We start from the raw sequence: 25,991 nt of genomic DNA, 5'->3' as shown, positions 1-25,991 counted from the left end.
GCTGAAGGCTTTCGGCACGCCGCAAAATTCACGAGAGTCCGTACAATGACACGCATGAACGCACTCCAGATCCGCCTCATTTCGCTCGCACTGTTCGCGGTGTTCTGCGCGACGCTCACCTACTGGGTCGTCACGCTCACGTCGCATGCGCCGCCCGTGCCCGCAGCCGCCGTGCGCGCGCCCATTTCCACGGAGCAGGCGGCGACGCTGTTCGGCGGCCAGCTGACGCGCACCGCGAACCAGGACATCCACCTGTCCGGCATCCTCGCGCTGGGCGAGGGGGCCGCTGCGATCGTCAGCACGGGCGGCGAGCCGCCGCATGCCGTCTCGCTCGGCAGCACGATCATGCAGGGCGCGAAGCTCGCCGAAGTGCGCGCCCGCTCGATCATCATCGATCGCAACGGCGCGCGCTCCGAAGTGTTCCTGCCCGCGAACGCGCCCGGCCCGACCATCTACGTGCGCTGATTTCATCCCGCTGCGGTGGCGGCGCGACGCTTCGATACAGCGCGCCGTGCTGTCGGCGTGACACCCGTCGTCACTGCACCAGGTTGTTCAGCTCGATGATCGGCAGCATCACGGCCAGCACGATCACCAGCACCACGCCACCCATCGCCAGGATCAGCAGCGGCTCCAGCAGGCTCGTCAGGAACATCGTGCGCCGCTCGAGTTCGCGCGCTTCGCCTTCGGCCGCGCGGTCGAGCATCGTCGTGACGTCGCCCGTCGCTTCGCCCGAGCGGATCAGGTGCACGAGCACGGCCGGAAACGTCTTCGTGTTACCGAGCGCGCGCGACAGCGACGTGCCTTCGCGCACGCGCACGATCGCATCGTCGATGTTGCCGCGCATCGCGCGGTTGCTGAGCGTTTCGCTTGCGGCTTGCAACGCGCGCAGGATCGGCACGCCCGCTGCCGTCAGGATGCCGAGCGTGCTCGCGAAGCGCACCGTGTTATAGCCGCGCACGAGCTTGCCGAAGAGGGGAGCCGTTAGCGTCCAGCGGTCGAACGCGAGGCGCGGCGCCGGCTGCGCGAGTATCGAACGCACCACATAGACGACGACCACGACTGCGATCAGCACGGCCCACCACCAGTTCCGCACGAAGCCCGAGAGCGCCATCATCATGACGGTGAGAATGGGCAGCTGCTGCTTCGTGCTCGCGAATACGTTCACGACCTGCGGCACCACGTAGCTCAGCAGGAACGTGACGATGCCGAACGCGATGATTGTCACGATGGTCGGATACGTGAACGCGAGGATGATCTTCTGCTTGAGCGCGTTGCGCTGCTCGATGTAATCGGCAAGGCGCGACAGCACGAGTCCGAGCTTGCCCGTATGTTCGCCCGCTGCGACGAGCGCGCGATAGATCTCGGGGAAATCCTTCGGATGCTGCGACAGCGCGTTGGCGAGCGAATGGCCGCCGAGCACTTCGGCTCGGATCGCCGCCATCAGTTCGCGGATGTAGTCGCGCTCCGACTGCTCGGTGAGCACGGCGAGCGCTTCGTCGAGCGGCAGGCCTGCGATCAGCAGGCTTGCGAGTTGCCGCGTGAGAATCGCCTGCTCGCGCTGCGAGAGCTTGCGGCCCAGCGACAGACGCTGGCTGCGCTCGCCGCGCGTGCGCGTCGCGGCCGGTTCGACGACGAGCGGCGTGAGCCCTTGCGTGCGCAACTGCGTGCGCGCGCCGCGCGCGCTGTCGGCGTCGAGCACACCTTTTTGCGCCTTGCCTGCGGCGTCGATTGCTTCGAAGCGGAATGCGGGCATGGGCTCAGGCTCCGCCCGTCACGCGTATCACTTCTTCGAGCGACGTCATGCCCGATGCGAGCCAGCGCTCGCCGTCCTCGCGCAACGTGCGCATGCCCTGCTTGTGACCCGCTTCGGCAATTTCGGCGTCGGCGGCATTGCGGTGAACCAGCGTGCGGATGGACTCGTCGACGTTGAGGAGTTCATACACGCCGCGACGCCCCGCGTACCCCGAATGCCCGCACTTGTCGCAGCCGACCGGGTGCCACACCTTGCGCCCGCCTTCTTCTTCGCGCTCTTCCTTGCACACGGGACACAGACGCCGCACGAGACGCTGCGCGAGCACGCCCAGCAGCGACGACGCGAGCAGATAGGGCTCGACGCCCATATCCGTCAGACGCGTCACGGCCGACGCGGCATCGTTCGTGTGCAGCGTCGCGAGTACGAGGTGGCCCGTCAGCGAGGCCTGCACCGCGATCTGCGCCGTTTCGAGGTCGCGGATCTCGCCGATCATGATGATGTCCGGGTCCTGACGCAGAATCGAACGCAGCGCGCGGGCGAATGTCATGCCGATGCGCTCGTTCACCTGCGTCTGCCCGATGCCGGACAGGTCGTATTCGATCGGATCTTCGACGGTCATGATGTTCGTCGTCGCCGTTTCGAGCCGCGACATCGACGCGTAGAGCGTCGTCGTCTTGCCCGAACCCGTCGGGCCCGTGACGAGCACGATGCCGTGCGGACGCGAAATCAGCTTGTCGAACTGCGCGAGCGTATCGGGCGCCATGCCGAGCGCTTCGAGATTCAGACGCTGTGCGTCTTTTTCCAGCAGACGCAGCACCGCGCGTTCGCCGTGGCCCGTCGGCAGCGTCGAGACGCGCACGTCGACAGGCCGTCCGCCGACGCGCAGCGTGATGCGGCCATCCTGAGGCAGACGCTTCTCGGCGATATCGAGCTGCGCCATGATCTTGATCCGCGAAATCAGCGCGCCGTGCAGCGCCTTCTTCGGACGCACGACATCACGCAGCGTGCCGTCGACGCGAAAACGCACCACCGATGCATTTTCGAACGGCTCGATGTGAATATCCGATGCCTGCTCGCGCGCGGCCTGCGTGAGCAGCGCGTTGATCATACGGATGATCGGCGCGTCGTCTTCGGATTCCAGCAGGTCTTCCACTTCGGGAATGTCCTGCATTAGACGCGACAGATCGACTTCGCCTTCCACTTCGCCGACCACCTGCGCCGCGCTGCCGTCCTGGCGCGCATACGCCTGGTTGATCGCCTGCGCGAGTTCGTCCGCGTTCGTGCGCACGACCGATACCGCGCCGAAATTGCGCGCGACTTCGGCTAGCGCGGCCTGACTCGTGCGCTCGCTGATCCACACTTCGATCGTATCGGCGTGCTGATGCGCGACGAGAATCTGGCCGCTCTTCGCGAAGCCGTACGGTACGAGCCGCGCGGCGAGCGGAGAGGGCGCTTCGCGCGCTGGTTGAGCGGTTGTTTCCGGTGCGTCGCGTACGCCTTCCGTCGTAGCGGCGGCGTGCGGCCCGGAAAGCGGCGTCGTGCTCACGGTCTTGCTCCGGGTGAGGCAATCGTGCCCTGGGTTGCAGCACCTGGCGTGCCCGGCGTTCCGCTCGTGCCATTGGCACCGTTCGCGGTGTTCGTGCCGTTCATGCTGTTTACACCATTCGCGCCGTTGGTGCCGTTCACGCCGTTCGTACCGTTTGTCCCTTTCGCGCCATTCGGACCGTTCACATCGCTCGCACCATTTGGCGCCTGCGGCCGGCGCGTCATGTTGTTGTAGTCGAGCAGATTTTGCGCGGGCACGCCGCCTTCGTTCGGTCCCGGCGGCGCGGGTGGCAGCATCGGTATGTTCTTGTCGCGGATCAGGTTATTGTCCGTCTGATAGTCGCCTTGCTGCGCGCGCAGATAGTCATAACGGCTCAGCGCAATCGACGAACTGGTCGCCTGATCGCGCACGATCACCGGGCGCAGGAACACCATCACGTTGGTCTTCGTGCGCGTCTTGTTTTCCGAGCGGAACAGCTGGCCCAGCCACGGGATGTCGCCGAGCAGCGGCACCTTGCTGTTGCCGTTCGAGTAGTTGTCCTGCATCAGGCCGCCCAGCACGATGATCTCGCCATCGTCGGACAGCACCGTCGACTGCACCGAGCGCTTGATGATCGTCACGCCGCCCGGATTGTTCGTCGAAGTCGGATCGACGGATGAGTCTTCCGAATAGATTTGCAGCTTGATGATGCCGCCGTCGGTGATCTGCGGCTTCACGTGCAGCACGATACCGACGTCCTGACGATCGAACGTATTGAACGCGGTCACGGACGTCGCGGCGTTCGCGGTCGGCGTCGCGTACGAACCCGTCACGACAGGCACGTTCGAGCCGACGACGATCTTCGCTTCTTCGTTGTCGAGCGTGATCAGATTAGGCGTCGACAGGATGTTCGCGTCACTCGATTGCGACAGCGCCTGCAGCAGGCCGCCCAGACCGAACACATTGCCGAAGCGGTGCAGCAGGCCCACGTTCAGGCCATTGTTCAGCAGGTTCGTGCCCGTTGTCGCGAGCGCCGCAGCCGGATTGTTCGCAATGATCGCGCCCTGCGCGGTCAGGTTCACGATGCCCTGGCTGCCGTTCGAATTGAAGTTCGAACTGCCGTACAGGCCGTTGTTGCCGCCGTTCGACAGCAGCGCGCCCTGCCACTGGATGCCGAGATTTGCGCTCGACGTCGCCGACAGCTCGACGATCAGCGCCTCGATGTAGACCTGCGCGCGGCGCGAATCGAGTTGGTCGATCACGCTGCGCAGGTTGCGGTAGACGGGGTCGGACGCGGTGATGATCAGCGAGTTCGTCGCCGCATCGGCCTGGATCATGCCGCCGGGCTGGTTCTCCTCGCCGCCGCCACCGCCGCCGCCTTCCTTTTCGCCGAGGAACGCGGCGTCCTTGTTGCCCTGGCCGCCATAGGCGCCGCCGCCGCCGAGCGGATTGCCGCCCATCGACGATGACGACGAGCCGCCGAGCGAGCCGCCCGGCAGCGGGGGCTGGCCCGAGGTGCCCGTCGACGAGCTCGTGTTGCCCTGGTTGAACGTGTTCGCGGCATTGCCGCCGCCCGACGACGACGTTTCGCCGCCGCCCTTGCCGAGCATGCCGCGCAGCGTCTTCCCGAGACGCACGGCGTCCGCGTTGCGCAACTGCACGACGTGGATGTTGCCAGGCTGCCCCGTCGCCGCATCGAGCTGCTTCGCGAGCGACTTCGCCGCCGCGAGGCGCGCTGCGTTCGATGCGCGCAGCAGCAGCGAATTCGTGCGTGGGTCGGCCTGCACGGAGACCTTGAGCGTCGCATCCGTATTGCCGATCGAGCCGGGGTCGAGCATCTTCGACATCTGCGTCGCGACGTCGATCGCGTTCCCGTTTTTCAGCGGCACGACCTGTACTTGCTGGCCCGCCGCCGTATCGACGCCCGCGATGATCTGCGCGATGCGGCGCACGTTATCCGCGTAGTCGGTGACAACGATCGTGTTGTTCGACGGATACGCGGCGACCGTGTTGTTCGGCGAGATGAGCGGACGCAGCACGGGCAGCAGGTTGTTCGCCGATTCGTTCTTCAGCTGGAAGACCTGCGTGACGACCTGATCGCCGCGCGCCGCGGGCGCATTGCCGACGTAGGTCGGCACGCCCTGCAGCTTCGCGTCCGCTTCGGGCACCACCTTCAGCACGCCGTGATCCTGCACCAGCGAAAAGCCCTGCATCCGCAGCGCGGATTGCAAAGTCTTCAACGCCTGATCTTCAGGGACGGGATTCTCAGAGACGAGATTCAGCTGCCCCTTCACGCGCGGGTCGACGATGATCGTCTTGCCCGTTGCCGCGCCAATCGCCTTGGCCACCTGATCGATGTCCGCGTTGACGAAATTGAGCGTCACCTGTGCGTGTGCAGTGTGCGCGGTGATCATGCCAGCGACCAGCAGCGCTGTCGCCACGCGACGCAATGCCATACGATTTCTTCTCATGGATAGGATTTCGAAGTCGACGGTGTGATCCGCCGACGATCATGCACAGTGGACGACCGGCCGACACAGTGTCGTCCTCGGTCTGACACGACGCTCCCACAGCAGTGAATGCCAGGTACGCCTTGCTTCCCTGTAACCGAAAACAATGAACAGTAACAGCTTTTCGTGTCGGAAATGTCACAAAAACCGAAAGGCGCGTGAGATTCCTCTAACGATTCAGATCAGACTATCGTCCGATTGCGTGCTTCGTTACGTTCTTGAAAGTTTGTGACTCGCACCGCGCGTTGTTACACACGGTTTCCCTTTGGCCGCAATTTACTGCCTTATGTCGGTTGGCCAACTTTAACGCGACATATCCAGCCGGTATGATACGGGCGGATTCAGTCATTCGAGCATAACATGCTTAGCGGGTTTTCCCGAATGCAGGCCCGCCGGATAAGGGTCTCGAGTCGTCTTTACCGTTTTTTCCGTTCGCACACCGACATAATTCGCCATCTTGACCGATGAAGCCGTCCTCACTCACCGTCGCCGTTGGACTCGCCGCGCTGCTGGGCGCAGGGTCTGCGCGCGCGGACTGCTTCGACGAGGCCGCTAATTATCAGAAGGTCAATCCGCTGATCCTGCGGGCCATCGCCTGGCAGGAATCGCATAACCGTCCCGCCGCCGTGCACAAGAACGCCAACGGCTCGACCGACTACGGCGTCATGCAGATCAACTCCGTGCATCTGCCCACGCTTGCGCAGTACGGCATCTCGCAGGGCACGCTGATGGAGCCGTGCAAGAACGTGTACATCGCCGCGTGGCATCTGCGGCAGAAGATGAACAAGTACGGCAATACATGGGCGGCCGTCGGTGCTTACCATTCCGAAACGCCATCGCTGCGCGACGAGTACGCGAGGCAAATCGTTGCGATACTTCGCAAGTGGAACCTGATGCCCCCCGAAAATAGCCGGGCACGCACATCCGTCACCGCGGACAACGACACGCATCGGTCCCGCGCCAATTGATGCACAATGCGGCTTCGTGCTGCTGCCGGCTAGCTTCCGTTTGAGTCCGACGTCCGCTGTCTGACGCTCGACCGGCGCATGCGTCTTTCACCTTCAAGTTTTTCGCACCACAATGAATCAGCCGCTTTTGCCCATCACCGTGATCTCCGGTTTTCTGGGCGCCGGCAAGACCGCGCTCGTCGATCAGATTCTCTCGAATCGCGGCGGCCCGCGCGTCGCGGCGATCGTCGCCGATCTTGCTGACGTTCGTGTCGATATCGACAACGCGGCGCCCGTGTCTTCCACGGCATCGCGCATCGAACTGCCGAACGGCTGTGTCTGCGTGCAAGCCGGAGAAGATCTGCTCGAACAGATGCTGGAACTCGCGTCGGCGACTGATCGCTTCGATGCCGTCGTGATCGAAGCATCGGGTATCGACGAACCGATGGATCTCGTCGAGTCGATCATCGAGGACGAATCGCTGGCCGCGCGCTTGCGTGTCGATACTGCCGTGACGGTTGTCGATGCAGCGAATTTTCTGCGCGACTATGCATCGACGGATGCGCTGTCCGAGCGCGGCATCGCCGTCCATGAACACGATGATCGAACGATCGTCGAGGTGCTGATCGAACAGATCGAGTTCTGCGACGTGCTCGTGATCAACAAGGCAGACCTCGTTTCCGCCGACGATCTCGCGCATCTGCAAGCGATCCTCGCCGCGCTCAATCCGCGCGCGGCGCAGATCGCCAGCAGCTACGGCAACGCACCCATCGACGAAGTGGTCGATACGGGGCGCTTCGATTACGACGCAACGTCGAATGCAGCGGGCTGGCTCGCGTTGCTTCACGATCCGCTCAGTCATCAGGAAGCGGGCGACGGCAAAGGCGTCGGGCACGTCGTCTATCGCGCGCGGCGGCCGTTTCATCCGGGGCGTCTATGGGCGCTGCTTCACGAGGAATGGACGGGCGTGCTGCGCGGCAAGGGCTTCTTCTGGCTCGCGACGCGCGACGACATCGGCGGTTCGCTGTCGCAGGCGGGCGGCGCATGCCGTCCCGTGCCCGCGGGAACATGGTGGGCCGCGCAGGATCGCAGCGAATGGCCCGAAGGGGACGACGAACTGCTGGAAGAGATCGCGGCCGACTGGTATGGCGACGCCGACGACTTCACGATCGGCGACCGTCGCCAGGAGCTGGTGCTGATCGGCGTCGATATCGAACCGGCGAAGTGGCGCGCAAAGTTCGATGCGTGCCTGTTGACGGACGCCGAATACGCATTGGGCGCGGAAGGCTGGCGACGACTGCCGGACCCGTTCCCCGCCTGGGATCTCGACGACGACGAACATGATCATGACCACGATCATGCGCATCATCACCATCACGATGACGACGGTCATCACCACCATCATTGAGCATGATCGACTGACGCCCGTCATCGCGAAGCGAAGACGAAAAAAAACCCGCCAATGGCGGGTGTCAACAAATCAGGCGCTGATGCTTAGCGCTTGTTGACTGCGTCCTTGAACGCCTTGCCAGCCGTGAACTTGACGGTCTTCGCGGCCGGAATCTTGATGGTTTCGCCCGTCTTCGGGTTGCGGCCCGTACGTGCTGCGCGCTTGCCCGAACCGAAGCTGCCGAAGCCGATCAACTGGACTGCATCACCCTTCGCCACAGCCTTCTTGATGACTTCAAGCAGCGTGTCCAGCGTTTCGCCGGTTTGAGCCTTGCTGGCGCCCGTCTGACCTGCGACGGCGTCGATCAGTTCCTGTTTGTTCATTAAGGTTCCTTTCTGGTTTAGGTTGACACGAACAGCGCGAACGCGCCGATTATACGTGCGCGCGCCGCGCCGTCGAGCAGCGACGGCTCGGGAATACCCCGCACTCCCGCGGCACGCCAGGCACCGCGCAGAGCACCGTGCTGCCGCTTCCCTCGCGGCGCTTGCTATGATAGCGCAGCGCAAACCCAATCTGGATAAGGGTTTCGAAGAATTACACGCTGCAATGCCTTATACAGCATGGAAAGCAGCTTTTTTGACTTCGAGCGCCTCGAATAGACGCTATTGGCAGCGCTCAAAGCCCCGTCAGCGTTGGTTTTTGCCAACGTTCGGCCGGCTTGGAACGGCCTCCAGGCGGCGTCTGGACGGGCTTTAACGGGTGTTGGCCTCGGCTTCCTGCGTCGCGATCAGCGTTCATGAGCACGTTCGCCGACACCCGGACTTCTCCCGGATACCTCGCGAATACATTCTTCCGCACTGCATTTCATCGCGCATGACCGAGCCGCTCGTCCCCGCCGTTCTTGCCTTTCGCGACAACGGCACGCCGTATTCCCCGCGCTACGAAGACATCTATCACAGCGCGGTCGGCGCGCTTGAGCAGGCGGAATATGTCTTTCTCAAGGGCAACGATCTGCCTGAGCGCTGGCAAAAGCGGCGGCTCTTTACCGTGCTGGAGACGGGCTTCGGCATCGGCATCAACTTTCTCGCGACGTGGGCCGCATGGCGCGCGGACCCCGATCGCTGCGAGCGGCTGCACTTCGTCTCGACGGAAAAGCATCCGTTCTCGTCAGCCGATCTGATCGCGGCAAGCGCGCCAGCCGTTGCTGATACATCGATTGCACCGCTCGCCCGGCAGCTCGCCGATGCGTGGCCGACACTCGTGCCCGGCGTCCATCGGCTCGAATTCGAAGACGGTTGCGTGACGCTCACGCTCGTCTTCGGCGATGCCGCGCAGACGCTGCACTCGCTCTGGCTGCGCGCCGATGCGTTCTATCTGGATGGCTTTTCGCCCGTCAGGAATCCCGAGCTATGGACGCCCGCGATCTTCAAGTCGCTCGCGCGCCTCGCCGGCGATCAGGCAACCTTCGCCACTTATACGAGCGCGGGCGACGTGAAGCGCGGGCTGCAACAGGCCGGCTTCGAGTATCGCAAGGTCGACGGTTTCGGATGGAAGCGGGCGATGCTCGTCGGACGCTTTGCGCCGCGCTATCGCGTACGGCGTCACGAGCCGCCGCTGCCGCTTGCAGCCGATGAACGGCATGCGATCGTCATCGGCACGGGACTCGCGGGTTGCGCCGCGATCGAGCGTCTGACTGCGCGCGGCTGGCGCGTGACGTCGCTCGAACGGCATCCGGGAATCGCCCGCGATGCATCGGGCAATCCCGCCGGCGTGTTTCATCCGATGATGTCCCGCGACGATAGCGTCGGTTCGCGCATCACACGCGCCGGTTTCCTCTATGCACTGCGACATTGGTCGTCGCTCGAGCGGCGCGGTCATCGTCCTATGCGTGGTCCTGAAGGACTTCTGCAAATCGCCGCCGATGAAGACGAAGCGTTGGCGATGGCTCGCGCGTTTGCCGCGTTCGCCTATCCACAGGACTACGTGACACCCGTTTCCTCCGACGATGCGCAGCGAATCGCCAACATGCGCGTTGCGCGAGGCGGCTGGTTCTTTCCGCATGGCGGCTGGATCTCGCCTGCGTCGCTGTGCGCGGCGCAGTGCGACGCGTCGCAAGCGTTACTCGAGCGGCGCTTCAATGTCGAAGTGGCGCGCATCGAACGCATGGGCAACCAGTGGATCGTGCTCGGTGCCGACGGCGCCGCGATCGCCAGCGCACCAGTCGTCATCTTTGCCAATGCGCACGAAGCGGCGCGTGTCGCCGGCTTGCGGCATGCGCCGACGCGCAGCGTGCGCGGCCAATTGACGCTGCTGCCCGGGAGCGCGGAGAAAGCGCTGCGCGTACCGGTGATCGGCGAGGGATACGCGGTGCCGCTACCCAACGGCGTCACGCTGACGGGCGCGAGCTACGACATCGACGATCCCGACACTGCCTTGCGCGCCGACGCGCACATCGAAAACATCGAGCGCATCGCGCGCCTGCTGCCCGAGATGGGCGAAGCGATCGATACCGCCCGGCAGGCGTCGCTGGACGGGCGCGTCGGCTTTCGCTGTGTGGCGAGCGATCGCTTGCCGATGATCGGCATGTTCGCCGACGAATCGGCCGCTATCGACGACGCCGACAAACTGCGCGGCGCATGGCCACTCGATCTGCCGCGTACACCGGGACTCTATGGCGCATTTGCGTTCGGCTCGCGCGGACTGATATGGGCGTCGCTCGGCGCCGAACTGATCGCGTCGCAGATCGAGGGCGAGCCCTGGCCGGTCGAGCGCGAGCTCGCGGAAGCCCTCGACCCCGCGCGCTTTCTGTTGCGCGCGCTGCGCCAGGGGACCGCGCGCTGATCTTTCATTCCCGTCGAAAAGTTATCCGCGGCGGTCTGTGGATAACCGGGAGAATTGCACGCGAAACTCATGTGGAATCGATGTGGACGTAAACGGGGTAACTCGAACGCTACCCAAATTGCGCGAAAAGTTATCCGCTGAAGCCTATCCGGCGCGCACATCAAACACATCCGGTTATGCGTTCGGCAAGACGCTGATTCGTTTCGGTAAACCCGGCTTGTCCACAGAAATGCGGCGGCCTTGTTAACTTCTACTACGTATACATACAGGTAAACCTACAGATAAAAAGACCGCGGTCAATCGACGCGCGGCGGCATCGTTTCTTTTCTGTTCAAAAGTCCGCTCGGCTGGCTTCGCTTCGCGAGCGAACCTCCGTGCGCGAAGCTCAAAGGCGTGGGCTTCTTGAACGGCAGAACTCAATGACGATCCAACGCAGGATCTTCCAGGCGAACCCGCTGCTATGAGTCGTCGCGGCAAGGCATTCAGCCGCAAGCACTGGGCTATCTCCGGTCGGTTTTTCCTGTTGTCAGGTAATTAGCGTACGTTTTTACCGCTTTGCCTGTCCGTTCGACGCTTTTCCGTCAATCGTAAAAAAGCTATGGCACAATCGCCGTTCTTCCGCGTCGTGTTTTTGCTTCCGCAACCGGCGCGCCAATGGAACGGTTGCCGGACCACCAGAATCTGATTCAAAAGTCGACGGCGCTCTTTTCACTCACGTCGGGCCGCCCGTAGTCACGCGGCATCGGCGTGTTCGTTTCAGTTTTTCATCCGATCGTTGACAACTCGCAACGCCGGCAGACGCGAACCGCTCGCGGCAACGGATACGGCTTGCGCCTCGCGTGCCGCTGGCGTTTGCCCGTTCGCGTTGCCAACGGTTGTCGTAAAGGAGAAGCCACCACAATGAAGTCGGCGTTTTCATTCTTTCCAGCCTGGCCGCTCACGCCCGACGCCATTTTCTGGGCCGGCCTCGCATTGCTCGCCGCGGGGCTCGTCGGCGAGTTGTGCTACCGCGCGTGGCATCTGCCGCGCGTTTCCGGCTATGCCGTGATCGGACTGATCGCGGGCGCGGCCGGGTCCGGCGTGATCGACCCGGAGTCGTTGTCGGCCGCGCGGCCGTTGCTCGATGTCGCGCTCGGCCTTCTGCTGTTCGAACTCGGCAGCCGGCTGGACTTGCGCTGGATTCGCCGCAATACATGGCTCATCGTGTCGAGCGTCGCCGAATCGACGCTCACGTTCGTGCTCGTGCTGCTCGTGCTGTTGTTCCTGAAAGTGCCGACGGTGACGGCGCTCGTGCTCGCATCGATCGCAATGGCGACGTCGCCCGCAATGGTGATCCAGCTGAAAACTGAGTTGCGCGCGGAAGGCCAGGTCACGCAGCGTCTGATGACGCTCACCGCGCTGAACAGCATGTATGCCGTGATCGTCGAAAAGCTCGCGTCAGGCTGGCTGCATCAGGAGGCCTACGGCAATCTGCTCGCGACGATTCTTCAGCCGCTTTATCTGCTGATCGGTTCGCTGATCCTCGCGTACCTGGTCGCGCGGACCATCACGTTCTTTTACAAGCGTGTGAATCTTCAGGACGAGCACTCGTTCGTCGCGCTGTTCGGTCTCGTGCTGCTGGCAATCGCGGTTGCGCATGTCTTCAAGCTGTCGACGATACTCAGCCTGCTCGCCGCCGGCATCATCGTGAAGAATCTGGAAGCGCGTCCGCAGCTTTGGCCGCAGCATTTCGGCACGGCCGGCTGGCTGTTGACGGTGATTCTGTTCGTGCTCACCTTGACGACCTTCGAATGGAAGGACATCTTGATAGGCGGTATCGCGGCCGTCGGACTGATCGTCGCGCGCCTGATCGCGAAGCTGGTCGGCGTGCTCGCGTTCGCCAGGCCGAGCGGTCTGAACATGAAGCAGGGCATGGCGCTCGGCCTGTCGCTGTCGCCGATGTCCGCGCTCGCGTATCTGCTCGTCGACGACACCTACCAGCTTTATCCGAATTTCGACCCGACGCTGCGCGCGATCGTCATGTGCACGATCGTCGTATTGCAGCTCGTCGGGCCCTGGCTCGTGTACCGCTCGCTCGCGCTCGTCGGCGAGCGGCGCGAGTGAATACGCATCAGCGCGGGTGAGCACGGCAAATGAGCGCAGCAAGAAGGGCTGCAAAAAGCGCGGCAAATTTTTCGCGCGCCTTCCGCGCCTAGCCGCCGCATCCGACAGTCAATCCGGCCGGGCGCGTTCGACATCGTTCGCCGTCCGGCCGACAAGAATCAGGAAACGCCATGTCACTCGAAGCCTTCGTCGATTCGAAACCGTTCACGTTCGGTGTCGAACTCGAGATGCAGGTCGTCAACACGCACGACTATGATCTGACCAAAGCGGGCACGGATCTCATGCGGCTCATCAAGGACGAAAAGATTCCCGGCAGCATCACGCCGGAAATCACCGAAAGCATGATCGAGCTGTCGACGGGCATCTGCACGACGCACGAACAGGCCGTCGCCGATTTGAGAGCGATTCGCGACGTGCTAGTCGCCGCGGCCGACCGCCTGAATGTCGGCCTGTGCGGCGGCGGCACGCACGCGTTCCAGCAATGGAGCGAGCGGCAGATCGTCGATACGCCGCGCTTTCAATACCTTTCGGAACTCTACGGTTATCTGGCGAAACAGTTCACGGTGTTCGGCCAGCACGTGCACATCGGCTGTCCGGATGCGGATAGCGCGCTGTTCCTGCTGCACTCGATGTCGCGCTATATCCCGCACTTCATCGCGCTGTCGGCGTCGTCGCCGTTCGTGCAGGGCGTCGATACGGGCTTTCACTCGGCACGCCTGAATTCCGTCTTCGCGTTTCCGCTGTCGGGCCGCGCGCCTTTCGTCCTCACGTGGGAAGGCTTCAAGGAATACTTTTCGAAGATGGTCCATACGGGCGTCGTCAACAGCATGAAGGACTTTTACTGGGACATCCGGCCAAAGCCCGGCTTCGGCACGATCGAAGTGCGAGTGATGGACACGCCGCTTTCGGTGGATCGCGCGGCCGCCATCGCGTGCTACATCCAGACGCTCGCGCGGCATCTGCTGCTCGACAAGCCCTTGATGCCAAAGGAAGACGACTACCTCGTCTACACGTTCAACCGCTTCGAGGCCTGCCGGTTCGGCCTTGCCGGCACATGCATCGATCCGCAGACGGGCGAACGCCGCACGATTTCCGAAGACATCATCCACACGCTCGAACGCATCGCGCCTCACGCGGATGCGCTGGCTTCGGGCAACGCGCTCGAGGAAATCGGCGCGATCGCGCGCGGTCAGATGAACGATGCGACGTGGCTGCGCGACATCGTCAAGCAGGAAAAATCGCTGCATGAGGCCGTGCGGCAGCAGTGTTTGCAATGGCGCGCGTGAGCCAGGCGGACCATTCGATGCGGTATGCACTTCCGGCGCTGCAGGTGCGCGACAAATAGGCGAAAGGGGCATCGCGCCGACGAAACCCGCTTTTTTGCGGGTTTTTTGTTTGTCGAGTGCCGGTGGCGGGTGCTTTCAGGTATTTTCAATGTTTACGTATACAAGCGTAGTAGTATTAACAAGCATTGCGTTTGCCTGTGGACAACCGAATAATTTCCTGAAAACTCAACGGGCTGTGTAAACGATAACCGCGCGGATCGGTCGTGCATCGCGACCGGGAACCTGGGACAACGATTTGCCGGAAGTTCATCGCCCTTCGTGTTATCAAGAATCGGCGCACAAGTCGTCCCGGTCTTATCCCGGGGTTATCCACAGATTGCATGGGATAACTTAGCTGTACGATTCGCCGCTCTCGAATAGAATGTCGTTTTTCGTCGTTGCGGCCTGTCTTCGGGCAGGAAAGCGAAACAGTCGCAAACGGAACACAGAGCGTTAGCAGCACCTGTGCAAGCGGCCGAACAGGCCTGCATCACAGATATTTTTTGAGATAGTAGATATTGGCGAGCCGGATTGACCGGCGAATCGTCGTCCCCAACAGACTGTCGGCGCGCCGACATCGCATATCGGATGTCGACGTGCAACGGCATGCAGTCAACAAACGAACGAAAGACTATGAGCGAAGGCGTATACGGAGAGCAGGCAACCGGGCGGGTGACCCACAGCCTGTTGCGACTCAGCACGGCTATGCGGAGCCAGGCATGGGAGTGGGCGGAAGGCGCGGGCTTGACGCCGACTCAAGGCGAGATCCTCGTGCTGCTGATGCAGCGCAAGGGGCCGATGCGTCTCGGCGAAATCGCGCGCGAAACCGCGCTGACGGCCGCGACCACGAGCGATGCGGTGAGCACGCTGGAAAGCAAGGGCCTGGTGGAAAAGCGCCGCGCCCTCGACGACGGACGCGCGCTCGCCGTGCGTCTGACGGCACGCGGCCGCACCGCGGCCAAGCGCGCCGCGCAATGGCCGGACTTTCTCGCGAAGGCGGTCGGCACGCTGCGCGACGAAGAACAATCGACGTTCTATCGCACGCTGCTGAAGACCGTGCGCCAGCTGGAAGTGCAAGGCCATATTCCGCCGCACCGGATGTGCGTGACCTGCACGCACTTCGACGCGAGCAAGAACCCGAAGAAAACGGCGCATCGCTGCATGCTGCTCGAGCTGTCGATGGCGGACACCGATCTGCGTCTGGACTGCTCGGTGCACGAAACGGCCGACGCCGCCACGCAGAAAAAGACCTGGAAGATCTTCGCGCAGCAAGCCTGAGTCGGCTAAACTGCGAAGCCGGCCGCCGATCGATCGGCGCCGGCTGAGCGCGCGTCGCCTGTGCATCGGCAGGCGGCGTGTCTTCCGACGCGTCGTTCGGCGTGTTTAGTCAACCTGACGGTGGGATTTGCCGATGAATCACGAAGTTCTGGCCATACGCCACGTGCACTTCGAGGATCTGGGCAGTCTCGAACGGGTGCTCGGCGACCGGGGGCGGCTCGTCCGTTATCTCGACGTCGGCTTTGCGCGCATCGAGGCGCCGGACCCGGTAAGGCCGTCGCTCATGGTGATTCTCGGCGGCCCGATCAGCGCGTACGACGACGACCGTTACCCGACCCTCGGGCCGCTCGTCGCGATGATTGAAAAGCGCGTCGCAGCGGGCTTGCCGACACTCGGCATCTGTCTCGGCGCGCAACTGATCGCGCGCGTGCTGGGCTCGCGCGTCTATCCGTCGGGCAACATCGAAATCGGCTGGACGCCGCTGACGCTCACCGACGCGGGCAAGCGTTCGCCGCTGCGCCATCTCGACGGAGCGCACACGTCGATGCTTCATTGGCATGGCGATACATTCGATCTTCCGCAAGGCGCGGTGCATCTTGCATCGACGCCCGCCTGTCAGAACCAGGCGTTCTCATGGGGCAAGCACGTCCTTGGCCTGCAATGTCATCCGGAAATCCGCACCGACCGATTCGAGCCATGGCTGATCGGCAATGCCGGCGAAATCGCAGGTCATGGCCTCGACGTGCGCAAGCTGCGTGCCGATACGGCGACGCACGGCCCGAAGCTGGAAGCCGCAGCCTGCACGATGTTCGGTGAATGGCTCGATCAGCTCGCAACGAAGTCCTGAATCTTTCGATAGACCGCGTGGATAACCGCGTTTTTACCGTCGATGCCGTGCTGACCGGCAAGATTGCGCCACTCGGCGAGCATGGCAAGACGAGCGCAATCGGCAAGACGCCCGTCGAGGGGCGCGTGTGGCTCGGCGAAACGGGACTCGAAGGCGATCAGCAAGCCGAACTCAAGCATTACGGCGGCCCCGAACAGGCACTGCTTCACTATGCGTTCGATCACTACGCGGCGTGGCGCGCGCAATGGCAGGCCGGCGAATTCGGTCTCGCGCGGCTCGATGGCCTTGGCGCGTTCGGCGAGAACATCAGCACGTCGGGCATGACGGAAACGAACGTCTGCGTCGGCGACGTATACCGGATCGGCGGCGCGATCGTGCAGGTGTCTCAGCCCCGACAGCCGTGCTGGAAGCTGAACCTGCGTTTCGGCCGCGCCGACATGTCGCGCGCAGTTCAGGACACGCGCCGCACCGGCTGGTATTACCGCGTGCTCGAAGCGGGTGAGATCGGCGCGGGCGATACGATCGAACGGCTTGCGCGTCCTCATGCCGAGTGGACCGTCGAGCGTCTGTTGCGCGTGCTGTACGTCGATCGCGATGATCTCCACGCGCTCGAAGGCATGGCGAAGCTCGATACGCTCACGGCTTCGTGGCGGAAAATCGCGATCAGGCGCATCGAAAGCGGCCAGGTCGAATCGTGGACGAAGCGCCTCGACACGCCCGTCGCTCAACGTTGATTCCGCTGATTCATTTCATTCGCCGCGCGGGTCTGACGTGAGGGCTGCGAAGCGGGCGACCGCGTGCAGCAAATCAGACCGGGTGCTATCCTCGACCGCTCTTGAGTTTGAACGGGCACCCCCAGGCCATGAGCACTCTCTTCACCCCGCTCACGCTGCGTAGCGTGACGCTGCCAAACCGCATCGTCGTGTCACCCATGTGTCAGTACTCCGCAGAACGCGGCGAAGCGACGGCGTGGCACATGATTCATCTCGGTCATCTCGCGCTGTCGGGTGCGGGCATGCTGTGCATCGAAGCGACGGCCGTCGAGCCCGATGGCCGCATTACGCCCGCCGATCTCGGCCTGTGGGACGACGTGACGGAAGAAGCGCTGAAGCCTGTGCTCGCCGCGATTCGCAAGCATTCGAAGGTGCACGTCGCGATGCAGCTGTCGCATGCGGGCCGCAAGGCATCGAGCCACGTGCCGTGGGAAGGCGGGCAACTGATTCCCGTCGCCGAAGTAGGCTGGCTGCCGCACGCGCCATCGGCGCTGCCGCACAAGGCAGGCGAAGAGCCGCCGCTTGCACTCGACATTCCAGGCCTCAATCGCATCCGCGAAGCGTTCGCAGCGACGGCGCGCCGTGCCGCGCGTCTCGGCATCGATGCGCTCGAAGTGCACGCCGCGCACGGCTATCTGCTGCATCAGTTCCTGTCGCCGCTGGCCAACCAGCGCAGCGACGAATATGGCGGCTCGCGCGAAAACCGCATGCGTTTTCCGCTCGAAATCTTCGACATCGTGCGTGCCGCGTTTCCGGCTGACAAGCCCGTAGGCGTGCGCGTGTCGGCCATCGATTGGGTCGACGGCGGCATCACGATCGAAGACACGATCGCGTTTGCGCAAGAGTTGAAGAAGCGCGGTTGCGACTGGATCGACGTGTCGTCGGGTGGCGTTTCGCCGTTGCAGAAGATTCCGCTCGAGCCCGGTTATCAGGCGCCGTTCGCGAAAGCGGTGAGGGCGGCGACGGGCATGACGACGATCGCCGTCGGCCTCATCACGGACCCCGAGTACGCCAACGGCCTCATCGAAGAAGGCGACGCGGATCTCGTCGCGATGGCGCGCGCGATGCTCTACGATCCGCGCTGGCCGTGGCACGCGGCCGCGAAGCTCGGCGCGAGCGTCAGTGCCCCGCCGCAATACTGGCGCTCGCAACCGCGCGATCAAAAGACGCTGTTCGGCGACATCTCGTTCGGCCAGCGCTGACATGTCTGCTTTCCCGATTTGCCGTGAACCGTTCACTGCAATTGCAGATGGTCACGTTTGACGGTTGAACGAAGCCGTATCATCCGTGTACGATTTCGGTTGTGACGCTTCGTGCATCACATGTCGACGCGGCGCCAGCACGGCGCCGCGTTTGCTATCCGCGTCAGAAAACCAGCGTGACGCATGCGGCGCACACGGCGGCATCGCCGAACAAGAGCTTGTTCACCCAACGTTCTACAAAGGATTGATTCAATGAGTTCACGCAGGATCGCTGTGCGTCAATCGGGCGTGCACGGCAAAGGCGTGTTTGCACTCGAACCGATCGCAGCCGGCGAGCGGCTGATCGAATACAAGGGCGAACGGATCTCGTGGAAGGAAGCGTTGCGGCGTCATCCTCACAATCCGGAGGAACCGAATCACACGTTCTACTTTGCGCTCGACAATGGGGACGTGATCGACGGCAAGGTGAAGGGCAATAGCGCTCGCTGGATCAACCACTCGTGCGCGCCGAACTGCGAGGCGGAAGAAATCGACGGCCACGTGTATATCGACGCATTGCGCGATATCGGAGCCGGCGAAGAACTGTTCTACGACTATGGACTCGTGATCGACGCGCGGCAGACGAAGAAGCTGAAGAAAGAATACGAGTGCCGCTGCGGCGCGCGCAAGTGTCGGGGCACGATGCTCGCGGAGCCGGACAAGAAAAGCGAGAAGAAGTCGAAGAAGAAAAAGTGAGCGGCGCGCTGCCATGACGAAGGCAGCGCGTTCATGATCCCGCTATCCGACAGTTGTCACGGATCGACCGGCGCATGCGCCGGTTTTTTTGTGTCGCGCACGGGATCGGGCTCGACCAGCACGGCGCCCGTCGCGACGGGAAGGCGCACGATGAAGCGCGCGCCGCCTTCAGGCGCATCTTCGTAATGCACGCTGCCACGATGCAGCATCATGATGTCGTGCACGATGGCAAGGCCGAGACCCGCGCCGCCATCGACGCTCCCGTCACTCTGCCCCTGACCGTCGCCGCGGAAAAAGCGCTTGAAGAGATCGGGCTGCTGTTTCGGCGGTACGCCGGAGCCGTTGTCCTCGACGGTGACTTCCGCCATCGCGACGCCGTCCACCACGGTCTGCGAGACTGTCATCGTGATGCGCGCGCCATCGAGCCGCGATGGCGGCACGTACTTCAGCGCGTTGTCGAGCAGATTCGCGATCACTTCGCGCAGTAAAACGGGATTGCCGCGCGCGACTAGCGGATGATCGTTCGACGGATCGTCGAGCCGTTGAAAACCGAGATCGACATGCACGGCGAGCGCGCGCGGCACCCATTCGGCGCCCGTGTCAAACGCGAGCGACGCGACATCGAGATTGACGAAACGCGCGGCCTGTTCGCCCGGCTCGGCGCGCGCCAGCGACAGCAACTGGTTCGACAGACGCACCGCGCGATCGGCGGCCGCGCGCAGTTCCCTGACGGCCGCGAGCGTCTGCTGCGGATCGCGTGCGACGGCCGCCTGCTCCGCGTGCAGCTTGATCGCGGTGAGCGGCGTGCGCAGCTGATGTGCGGCATCCGCGATGAACTTGCGCTGCGCGTCGAGCGCGGTTTTCAGGCGGTCGAGCAGGCCATTCAGCGCGCCCGTCAGCGGACGGATTTCGACGGGGACGAAGGTTTCGTCGACGGGTTCGAGCGACGTGTGCGTCTGCCGGTTCAGTGAATCGGCGAGATCGGTGAGGGGATTGAGCTGCTGGTTCACGACGCGCCACACGATCACCCATCCTGCGAGCAGCAGAAGCAGCAGCGGCATCATGATCGCGATCAGAAACTCGGCGGCGATGCGAAAGCGATGACGCACAGGCTGGCCGACTTCGATGACGACGGGATTGCCGGTCGGCTGATCGACCCGCACCTGTGCGACGCGCACAGCCGTGCCTTCATGCTGCGTTTCGAACACGTACGCGTAGTGCATGCGCCTCACGTTTGTGCCTTGCAGCGGCAGCTTCGGGTCGCCGGCGATTTCGGTATCACCCGTGCTGATCCGGTACACCAGCTGTTCGACGGGATCGGAAAACATCGCTTGCGCGAGCGGCGGCACGGTGATCGGCGCCTCGGGACCGGCGATCTGGATCTGCTTCGAAATGGCCGTTGCGAGATCGGCGAGCGAACGGTCGACGACGTGCTGCGTGTATTGCCACGCGAGCCAGTATGCGATGAGGCCGCTCATCAGCGCGAGCAGCGAAAGCGGAGCGGCGAGCCGGCGCAGCAACTGGCGGCGCAGGCTATTCGCAGCGGGATAGGGCATGATCGAACCCGCGATAAAAGGCTGGCGCCGACGGACGATCGGCAGCATCAGCGCACGTTTGAACGGCGGGTTTCAGCGGCGCGCGCTCGACGGGTCGCACGAGGCATGCATCGCGGATGCAACGCGACGCTCGCGCGATCCTGGCTGGCCGCTGCCGGGCTCAATGGCACAGGCGACCGCCGCGCATTCCAATGCGCTCGCGGTCGCCTGTCGGACAGCCCGGACGCCGTCAGACCAGACGGTCTGACGACAATTATGACGCCTGTCGGATTTCCTGGAGCAGATAGCCGAAGCCACGCACCGTGACGATCTCGACGCGGCAGTTCTCCAGTTTCTTGCGCACGCGGTGCACATAGACTTCGATGGCCGTATCGCCGAGGTCGCCGCCGAAATGCGTCAGGTGATCCTGCAGTTGCGCCTTGCTGACGACGCGGCCATGGCGCATCAGCAGCATTTCGAGCACGGCGAATTCGCGCGGCGACAGTTCGAGCGGCTTGTCGTCGTTGAAGATGCGGCGATCGACGCCCGACAGACGCACGCCGCCCAGCGACACTTCGGGACGCGGCATGTCGCCGTGCGGGCCGCTGCGGCGCATCACGGCGCGAATACGTGCTTCGAGTTCGGCGGGCTCGAACGGCTTCAGCATGTAGTCGTCGGCGCCGGAGTTGAGGCCCTGCACCCTGTCGTTCAGCTCGTCGCGCGCGGTCAGCACGATCACGGGCGTATGACGGTTGCTCTGACGGAAGCGCGCGAGCAGCGTCATGCCGTCGATGCCGGGCAAGCCCAGATCGAGGATCACGAGTTCGTGGCGGTTTTGCGTGAGGGCCTGTTCGGCGAAGATGCCGTCGTGGACCATGTCGACCGTAAAGCCGGCTTGTTCGAGACTGCTTTGGATGCCGCGTGCGATTGGGCGGTCATCTTCGATCAGAAGGAGTCGCATGGATTTCGCTCAAGTACAATGGGTTAGGCATGAGGCACGCGGTTCGCCGGGGCGCCTGCTGCACAGAATGCCGTGCGACGTGCCGTTCGATTCGGCCTTCGACAGATCAGCAAGCCATGTCCGATATTACGATCTACGAACTGGAAGCCGCGATCAATTTCTGGCGTACCCGCTCGCCTTCGAGCGGCGACGAACTCGTTCTGTGCAAGGAGGCAAGCGCGCTCTCCAAGCCGTATGCGCTGATGATTGTACAGCGTCAGACCGCGCTGACGCAGGAAGGTTTGGACGAGAATGCCCGCGCCGCATGGGATTCTTACGTGTCCATTAAAAATGGCCTAACGAAGTGAAGGTTTGGTCGCCTGATGACCTGCAAAACGCTTTCACTTCACGCTTTCATCCGTATTTTTGAGCGTGATCCGCTTTCTGCAGATCAACCTGCTGCGCGTCACTTCCGCATTATTTTCCGCTAGCCACTTCGTCGATAAAACGCGCAAGGCGAATATCGCGCTCGGTGACTCCGTTCGCATCGTGCGTCGACAGCGTGATCTCGACGTTGCTGTAGACGTTGAACCACTCGGGGTGATGGTCCATCTCCTGCGCCTTGATCGCGACGCGCGTCATGAAGCCGAATGCTTCGTTGAAGTCGGCGAATCTGAATTGCCGCGTGATGGCGTCGCGGCCTTCGACGCTCTGCCAGCCGTTCAGTTGCGCGACCTGTGTCGCGCGTTCATCGGAAGAAAGTTTCTGGATCGTCATCGTGTCACCTGTTGAGGCCGTGCGCGCTGGCGCAGCGCCCGCGCACGGATTCGTTCTATTTTTTCACGGTTGAATGTGCGCTGCAGCGTGCCGCGTCAGACGTCGCCGTCCGTCGCCCAGCCTTCGCCCGTGCCGTGCGTGATGACACAATCCGTCGCGCGTACTTCGCCCGCCGGAAGCGGCGTCGCGTCAGCGAGCCTAGCCAGCAGCGGGGCGAAATCGGTGCGCGCGACCTCGAACAGCTGCGAGAAATCGTCGATGACGAAGTAGGTCTTCTGGAACGTGTCGATCCTGTATTGCGTCTGCATCACGCGCTCGAGGTCGAACGCGATGCGGTTAGGCGCGTCGCTCTGCTGGCTGTAGAGCGTTTCACCCTTGCTCGACACGATCCCCGCGCCGTAGATCTTCACGCCGTTCGGGCTCGCGGCGTCGCGGATCAGGCCAAATTCGACCGTGTACCAGTAGAGGCGCGCGAGCAGCGGCAACGCGTTCGCATCGTGCGCGGCGAGGGCGGCGCGGCCATACGCATGCATGTAGTCGGCGAAAACGGTGTTGATCAGTAGCGGCACATGGCCGTACAGATCATGAAAACAGTCGGGTTCCTGCAGATAGTCGAGCTGATCGGGGCGGCGCATCCACCACGTGACGGGGAAGCGGCGGTTCGCCAGATGCTCGAAGAACACCTGATCGGGCACGAGGCCCGGCACGGCGACGATTCGCCAGCCGGTCGCGGGCATCAACTGCTCGTTGATCGCATCGAACGACGGCACGCTTTCCGGTGACAGATTCAGGCGCTCGACGCCTTCCAGGAACTCGTCGCAGACTCGCCCTTTGAGCAGCGCCGTCTGCCGCATATAGAGCTGCTTCCATACCGCATGATCGACCGCGCCGTACCGATGCATCGGCTGGTCGATGGTGAAGTCCGCGCGGGTTTGGAGGCCGGCGTCGAATTGCTCCTTGAGTTTCGCGGTGTTCGTAACGGACATGGCTTGCTGCACCTGCTTCGGTCGGGAAATTGGACCGTGCAAGTGTAGAGCGGGCGGGACGCGGAAAGGGCGCAACTTCGGCGCGATGTGGCCGCAGGATGCGATAATCGTGCATCGGATAGCCAAACGATGCGGAGAAATCACATGGTAGAGCTCGATCACTTCGATCTGGCGCTTCTCGACGTGCTGCAGCGCTTCGGGCGCGCGACGCACCAGCAACTCGGCGAGCAGGTGCCGCTGTCGCCGTCGCAGATCGGGCGGCGCTTGCAGCGGCTCGAGGCGATCGGCGTGGTCGACGGCTATCGCGTCGTGCTGCGGCCGGAAAAGCTCGGGCTCGGCGTGACGGCATTCACGAGCCTCAAGCTGAAGCATCACGGCGATTCGATCATCGAGCAGTTCCAGCAGCAGATCGACGTGCTGCCCGAGGTGCTTGAATGTCACGCCGTTGTCGGCGATGCGGACTATCTGCTACGCATCGTGGCGCCGGATCTGAACGCGCTGTCGTCGTTCGTGATGAAAAAGCTGATGCGCGTGCCGGGCGTCGACAGCGTGCGCTCGAACATCGTGCTGACGACATTCAAGCGCAACGGCCCGCTGCCGCTCGGTCATCTGGCGCCGGGCGCGCCAGCCGCCTGACCGGCGGGCCTTTTGCGGATCAGGCGGCCTTCAACGGCTCCTGATTCAGCATATCGACATACGCGACCGCGACGAGATCCGATTCGGGCACGCCAAGCTGCGCGAACATCGCGTGCGCTTCGGCCTCGCCGCCTTCCTCGTCGTCATCCTGCGCGAGCACGACTTCGAGCTCGACGAAATCGCCGAGGCCGTCGACGCGATCCAGATGTATCCGCGTGCGTCCCACGATATAGACGTGGCGCTCCTTCGTGACGATGCCGCGCGTTGTGAGCGCGGTGGCGAGCAGCGAGTGCATCGCTTCGGGGTTCGTCACCGGGCTGCGCGTGTAGTACGACGCTTTCGGGCCGTCGCGGTCGTCGCGCTGATAGAAGATCAGCTCGGCGGGCGTGCCGTCGTCGAACTGGCGCAGCTTCAGTCGGCCGCGCGGCACGTCATAGAAGAAGTCCTGCTGGCGGAAAATCAGCGGAGCGTCAGGCGAAAGGGCTGCGGCGCGCTCGCGAAGCTGCTCGAACTGCTGGGCGCGGGCTTTGATTTCGATGTTGCGTGCCATGTGAAGCTCCTGTCGGAAGGTGAGCGTGAACGGCTTCTGACAATGGGACCGCCTGCCTCGATCAGCTGAGTGCGCTCGCCGATCGTCAGAGGCCCGTCAGAGCCAAAAGGGATTCGAAGCGAATTTCAGGAACAGCGCGGAAAACGGCAAAGCGTCAATCTAGCAAAAAGCTCGTGACGATGTAGTTAAAGGCCACGGCGACTGAAGGGTGCTGAAATGGTGCGCAAAGACGTTGAAAATGCAGCAGTGTCATGAGGCTGGCTGATATCGCGCGATGCGGCTCGTCGTGTGCCTTCACACGCTCGCTGCTCAAGTCGACCACTGCTGTTCGATCAGCTTCAACGCCGCGGCGATCGCCGGCTCGTCCTTCTGGGCGGTGAGCGTGATGAACGTCAATTCCGTGGGCACGGTCACGCCTTCGACGATCGTCAGCGCATGCGCGTGCGCTTCGGCAAGCGCGGTCGAATCGCGCGCGAGCGTGAGCCCGACGCCCGATTTGACGAGATCGAGCATCGACGGTTCCTGGTCCACTTCGGCGACCTTGATTGGCTTGACGCCGGCTTCGGCGAAGCGGCGCGTGAGCAGCCGGTTGTGCGCGGACGCGGGCGGCGTCCAGATCCACGGCAGCGCGGCGAGCGCGCGCCAGTCGCGCGCGCCTTTCACGCGATCCTTCCAGCCGGCGGGCGCGAGCACGCGATACTGAAAGTGCGTCAGCGTGACCGCGTGGAAGATTGCGCCTTCGCGCGCTTCGTCATCCTCGGGCTGGCCGATGTAATAGCCGACGTCGAGTTCGCCTGCCCGCACCTGATCACGCACCCAACCCGACATGCCGTGCCGCAACTGCGTTTCGATATGCGGCCACGTTTCGACGAGCTGCTTCAGAAAGCCGCCGAGCCGCAGAAACGCCGGGTCGAGAATCGTGCCGATACGCAGGCGTCCGCGCACTTCCTGGCGCAGCGTGGCCGCCGCGCGTTCGACGTCGCCGGCGGCCGTGAGCGCTCGCTCAGCGTGAGGCAGCAGCGCCTGTCCGTCGCGCGTGAGCGTGAGCCCATGCGATGTGCGCGTGAACAGCGTCACGCCAAGCGCAGCCTGCAGATTCTTTATCTGCAGGCTGACGGCCGGCTGGGTCAGGTGCAACTGCGCCGCGGCGCGCGTCAGATTGCCTTCTCGCGCGACCGTTGCGAATGCGCGGAGCAAGGTCAGGTCCATCCGCTGATATTAACGCGCCTTATATCGCAGTTGAGCATTACTCATTGGATTCCGAAGGTGTTTGCCGATTACGCTTGAATGATCATGTGAGGGGGCGCATGCATTGCGCCGCAGCATCGATGACCAAAA

General features: G+C 63.2%; 24 protein-coding genes and 1 pseudogene. 15 read left to right on the top strand and 10 right to left on the bottom strand.

Annotation, left to right across the window (positions count from 1 at the left end; translation table 11 throughout):
• The first annotated feature begins 54 nt into the window (after positions 1 to 54).
• Positions 55 to 465: a type II secretion system protein N gene (locus tag BN2476_RS34020; protein WP_087738590.1), complete on the top strand. Its 411-nt coding sequence runs from the start codon at positions 55 to 57 to the stop codon at positions 463 to 465.
• A gap of 70 nt (positions 466 to 535) precedes the next feature.
• Here BN2476_RS34020 and gspF read toward each other — a convergent pair whose 3' ends face one another.
• Genes gspF through gspD form a run of 3 tightly spaced genes read right to left on the bottom strand, consistent with a single transcriptional unit; the run spans position 536 to position 5,734 of the window.
• Positions 536 to 1,753 carry a type II secretion system inner membrane protein GspF gene (gene gspF, locus BN2476_RS34015; RefSeq protein WP_087738578.1) on the bottom strand — a complete coding sequence of 406 codons (1,218 nt, stop codon included), beginning with the start codon at positions 1,751 to 1,753 and terminating at the stop codon, positions 536 to 538.
• 4 nt (positions 1,754 to 1,757) lie between these two features.
• Complete coding sequence (gene gspE, locus BN2476_RS34010; RefSeq protein ID WP_087738577.1) at positions 1,758 to 3,299, bottom strand: type II secretion system ATPase GspE; 1,542 nt, start codon at positions 3,297 to 3,299, stop codon at positions 1,758 to 1,760.
• A complete protein-coding gene (gene gspD / locus BN2476_RS34005) occupies positions 3,296 to 5,734 on the bottom strand; it encodes a type II secretion system secretin GspD (RefSeq protein ID WP_087738576.1) in 2,439 nt (812 codons plus the stop codon). The genes gspE and gspD overlap by 4 nt, the downstream gene beginning before the upstream one ends.
• 518 nt (positions 5,735 to 6,252) lie before the next feature.
• On the opposite strand from gspD, the gene BN2476_RS34000 reads away from it, so the two are divergent.
• From BN2476_RS34000 to BN2476_RS47065, 3 genes are all read left to right on the top strand, one after another.
• A complete protein-coding gene (locus BN2476_RS34000; protein WP_160111808.1) occupies positions 6,253 to 6,756 on the top strand; it encodes a lytic transglycosylase domain-containing protein in 504 nt (167 codons plus the stop codon).
• Between the two features lie 112 nt (positions 6,757 to 6,868).
• On the top strand, positions 6,869 to 8,143 hold the full coding sequence (locus BN2476_RS33995; RefSeq protein ID WP_087738575.1) for a GTP-binding protein: 1,275 nt from the start codon (positions 6,869 to 6,871) through the stop codon (positions 8,141 to 8,143).
• Entirely contained in the window at positions 8,082 to 8,243 is a 162-nt protein-coding gene (locus BN2476_RS47065; RefSeq protein WP_162497901.1) for a hypothetical protein, read from the top strand. The genes BN2476_RS33995 and BN2476_RS47065 overlap by 62 nt, the downstream gene beginning before the upstream one ends.
• Here BN2476_RS47065 and BN2476_RS33990 read toward each other — a convergent pair.
• A complete protein-coding gene (locus tag BN2476_RS33990; RefSeq protein ID WP_007581741.1) occupies positions 8,230 to 8,508 on the bottom strand; it encodes an HU family DNA-binding protein in 279 nt (92 codons plus the stop codon). The two genes, BN2476_RS47065 and BN2476_RS33990, sit on opposite strands and share 14 nt — an antisense overlap.
• A 490-nt stretch (positions 8,509 to 8,998) precedes the next feature.
• On the opposite strand from BN2476_RS33990, the gene mnmC reads away from it, so the two are divergent.
• The 8 genes from mnmC to BN2476_RS33950 all read left to right on the top strand — a co-directional run bounded on the left by mnmC (position 8,999) and on the right by BN2476_RS33950 (position 19,229).
• Positions 8,999 to 10,966, top strand: a complete 1,968-nt coding sequence (gene mnmC / locus BN2476_RS33985) for a bifunctional tRNA (5-methylaminomethyl-2-thiouridine)(34)-methyltransferase MnmC2/FAD-dependent 5-carboxymethylaminomethyl-2-thiouridine(34) oxidoreductase MnmC1 (RefSeq protein WP_087738574.1) — start codon at positions 8,999 to 9,001, stop codon at positions 10,964 to 10,966.
• A gap of 900 nt (positions 10,967 to 11,866) precedes the next feature.
• Positions 11,867 to 13,069 carry a cation:proton antiporter gene (locus BN2476_RS33980; RefSeq protein WP_087738573.1) on the top strand — a complete coding sequence of 401 codons (1,203 nt, stop codon included), beginning with the start codon at positions 11,867 to 11,869 and terminating at the stop codon, positions 13,067 to 13,069.
• Positions 13,070 to 13,239: 170 nt separating this feature from the next.
• Positions 13,240 to 14,355, top strand: a complete 1,116-nt coding sequence (locus BN2476_RS33975) for a YbdK family carboxylate-amine ligase (protein ID WP_087738572.1) — start codon at positions 13,240 to 13,242, stop codon at positions 14,353 to 14,355.
• A 672-nt stretch (positions 14,356 to 15,027) separates the two neighbouring features.
• On the top strand, positions 15,028 to 15,672 hold the full coding sequence (locus tag BN2476_RS33970; RefSeq protein WP_087738589.1) for a MarR family winged helix-turn-helix transcriptional regulator: 645 nt from the start codon (positions 15,028 to 15,030) through the stop codon (positions 15,670 to 15,672).
• A gap of 133 nt (positions 15,673 to 15,805) precedes the next feature.
• Entirely contained in the window at positions 15,806 to 16,519 is a 714-nt protein-coding gene (locus tag BN2476_RS33965) for a glutamine amidotransferase (protein WP_087738571.1), read from the top strand.
• A gap of 8 nt (positions 16,520 to 16,527) precedes the next feature.
• A complete protein-coding gene (locus BN2476_RS33960) occupies positions 16,528 to 17,253 on the top strand; it encodes an MOSC domain-containing protein (RefSeq protein WP_218274570.1) in 726 nt (241 codons plus the stop codon).
• 128 nt (positions 17,254 to 17,381) lie between these two features.
• Complete coding sequence (locus BN2476_RS33955) at positions 17,382 to 18,494, top strand: NADH:flavin oxidoreductase/NADH oxidase (protein ID WP_087738569.1); 1,113 nt, start codon at positions 17,382 to 17,384, stop codon at positions 18,492 to 18,494.
• Positions 18,495 to 18,746: 252 nt separating this feature from the next.
• A complete protein-coding gene (locus BN2476_RS33950; RefSeq protein WP_087738568.1) occupies positions 18,747 to 19,229 on the top strand; it encodes an SET domain-containing protein in 483 nt (160 codons plus the stop codon).
• 56 nt (positions 19,230 to 19,285) lie between these two features.
• Here BN2476_RS33950 and BN2476_RS33945 read toward each other — a convergent pair whose 3' ends face one another.
• Positions 19,286 to 20,785, bottom strand: coding sequence for a sensor histidine kinase (locus BN2476_RS33945; protein ID WP_087738567.1), 1,500 nt, complete (start codon positions 20,783 to 20,785; stop codon positions 19,286 to 19,288).
• Between BN2476_RS33945 and BN2476_RS33940 the strand changes: the two genes are divergently transcribed.
• Positions 20,784 to 21,032 carry a hypothetical protein gene (locus BN2476_RS33940; RefSeq protein WP_087738566.1) on the top strand — a complete coding sequence of 83 codons (249 nt, stop codon included), beginning with the start codon at positions 20,784 to 20,786 and terminating at the stop codon, positions 21,030 to 21,032. The two genes, BN2476_RS33945 and BN2476_RS33940, sit on opposite strands and share 2 nt — an antisense overlap.
• Positions 21,033 to 21,038: 6 nt before the next feature.
• Here the strand turns inward: BN2476_RS33940 and BN2476_RS33935 are convergent, their stop codons facing one another.
• Positions 21,039 to 21,725, bottom strand: a complete 687-nt coding sequence (locus tag BN2476_RS33935) for a response regulator transcription factor (RefSeq protein WP_087738565.1) — start codon at positions 21,723 to 21,725, stop codon at positions 21,039 to 21,041.
• Positions 21,726 to 21,841: 116 nt separating this feature from the next.
• Here BN2476_RS33935 and BN2476_RS33930 point away from each other — a divergent pair, with 116 nt between their 5' ends.
• Complete coding sequence (locus BN2476_RS33930) at positions 21,842 to 22,072, top strand: DUF3717 domain-containing protein (RefSeq protein WP_087738564.1); 231 nt, start codon at positions 21,842 to 21,844, stop codon at positions 22,070 to 22,072.
• 109 nt (positions 22,073 to 22,181) lie between these two features.
• Here the strand turns inward: BN2476_RS33930 and BN2476_RS33925 are convergent.
• Together BN2476_RS33925 and phhA are read right to left on the bottom strand one after the other, a co-directional pair.
• A pseudogene (locus BN2476_RS33925) lies at positions 22,182 to 22,484 on the bottom strand (4a-hydroxytetrahydrobiopterin dehydratase); the annotation flags it as partial.
• A 92-nt stretch (positions 22,485 to 22,576) separates the two neighbouring features.
• The gene (phhA, locus tag BN2476_RS33920) at positions 22,577 to 23,467 is read right to left on the bottom strand and encodes a phenylalanine 4-monooxygenase (RefSeq protein WP_087738588.1); all 891 of its coding nucleotides are present in this window, start codon (positions 23,465 to 23,467) and stop codon (positions 22,577 to 22,579) included.
• Positions 23,468 to 23,611: 144 nt separating this feature from the next.
• Between phhA and BN2476_RS33915 the strand changes: the two genes are divergently transcribed.
• On the top strand, positions 23,612 to 24,103 hold the full coding sequence (locus BN2476_RS33915; protein WP_087738562.1) for an Lrp/AsnC family transcriptional regulator: 492 nt from the start codon (positions 23,612 to 23,614) through the stop codon (positions 24,101 to 24,103).
• Between the two features lie 19 nt (positions 24,104 to 24,122).
• Here BN2476_RS33915 and BN2476_RS33910 read toward each other — a convergent pair whose 3' ends face one another.
• A complete protein-coding gene (locus BN2476_RS33910) occupies positions 24,123 to 24,653 on the bottom strand; it encodes a class IV adenylate cyclase (RefSeq protein ID WP_087738561.1) in 531 nt (176 codons plus the stop codon).
• 309 nt (positions 24,654 to 24,962) lie between these two features.
• The gene (locus BN2476_RS33905; protein ID WP_087738560.1) at positions 24,963 to 25,862 is read right to left on the bottom strand and encodes a LysR family transcriptional regulator; all 900 of its coding nucleotides are present in this window, start codon (positions 25,860 to 25,862) and stop codon (positions 24,963 to 24,965) included.
• Positions 25,863 to 25,991 lie beyond the last annotated feature (129 nt).

It is taken from the genome of Paraburkholderia piptadeniae (genome assembly GCF_900007165.1).
Lineage (GTDB): Bacteria > Pseudomonadota > Gammaproteobacteria > Burkholderiales > Burkholderiaceae > Paraburkholderia > Paraburkholderia piptadeniae.
The sequence above is the reverse complement of the archived record's forward strand: the minus strand, read 5'-3'. Positions and strand labels throughout refer to the sequence as shown.